Annotated in this window: 1 protein-coding gene; it reads left to right on the forward strand. The window is 71.9% G+C overall.

The annotated features are described in order from the left end of the window. A partial coding sequence (locus AC0CYZ_RS29970) for an FAD-dependent oxidoreductase (RefSeq protein ID WP_472221760.1) occupies nt 1–1,247 on the forward strand: 1,247 nt, incomplete at its 5' end. Nucleotides 1,248–1,525 lie beyond the last annotated feature (278 nt).

The raw sequence follows: 1,525 nt of genomic DNA on the forward strand, positions 1-1,525 counted from the left end.
CCTACTGGATCGCCGGCACGGTGTCCGACGGCGACGACCTCATCGCCCGGTCGCCCGAGGAGCACCGCGAGGCCGGGATCGACCTGCGCATGCGCACCGAGGCCACCGCGGTCGACCTCGACAGGCAGGTCGTCTCCTTCCGCGCGGTCGACGGCGACGGCGAGGACGGTGAGCTCGGGTACGACGACCTGGTGATCGCCACCGGCGCCCGCCCCCTGCGTCCGCCGCTCGACGGCATCGACGCCGACGGGATCTTCGGGGTGCAGTCGCTCGAGGACGGCGAGACGATCATCAAGGACCTCGCGGACTCCGACCACCGCCGGGCGGTCGTCGTGGGCGCGGGGTACATCGGGGTCGAGATGGCCGAGGCGATGGTCCTGCGCGGTCTCGAGGTCACCGTCCTCGACCACTCGCCCGAGCCGTTCACGCAGATCGACCCGGACATGGGGTCCCTCGTCCGCGAGGCGATGGAGGGCATGGGCATGACGGTGCGCACCGGCACCGCCGTCGAGGGCTTCGACGTCGGTGACGACGGCCGCGTGCGGGCGGTGCGGACCGACGAGGAGTCGATCCCGGCCGACGTCGTCATCCTCGGGCTCGGGGTGCGGCCCAACGTGGACCTCGCGCAGGAGGCGGGCCTGACCGTCGGGGCGTCCGGCGGCCTCGTCACCGACGTCCAGATGCGCTGCGTCGGCCACGACAACGTCTGGGCCGGCGGGGACTGCGTCGAGGTCCACCACCGGCTCTCCCACTCCGGCGTCACGATCGCGCTCGGCACGCACGCCAACAAGCACGGGCGCATCATCGGCACCAACCTCGCCGGCGGCTACGGCGCGTTCCCCGGCGTGCTCGGCACCGCGATCTCCAAGGTCTGTTCGCTGGAGATCGGGCGCACCGGCCTGGGGGAGGCCGAGGCGGCGGCGGCCGGGTACGGCTTCGTGACGACGACGATCGAGTCGACGAACGTCGCCGGGTACTTCCCCGGCGCGGAGACGATGACGGTGAAGGTCCTCGCCGAGAAGCGCACCGGGAAGCTGCTCGGCGCGCAGATCGTCGGGCGCGCCGAGTCCGCGAAGCGCATCGACGTGTTCGCGACGGCGATCTGGCACGACATGGACGTCGAGGAGATGACGTTCATGGACCTCTCCTACGCCCCGCCGTTCTCCCCGGTGTGGGACGCGGTGCTGGTGGCGGCGCGCAAGGCGGCCAAGGCCGTGGAGGGGGACGTCCCGGTCTCGCCGGCGTAGGTGCGCTCCGCGCCCGTGAGCACTATTCCGTCCTATGGAGCCTGTCGGGATTTGCTGGACGGTGCGGCTGCGACTCGGTGGTTGCGGGGTTCGGCTGCGGGGGTGCCCCCAGTCGGGATATGATGGCAGGTCGCGGCGCCCGTCCGGGCGCCGCGATCGTCCGTTTCATCCGGTGGCGGCGTGGAGTTTGAGCAGGTTGTGGGCGGTGGCGATCAGGGTGAGCTCGCTGCGGACCGCGGGTAGGCCGCGGAGCCGGAACCGGGTGGTGATGCGGTTCT

This window comes from Actinomycetospora sp. (genome assembly GCF_055612215.1).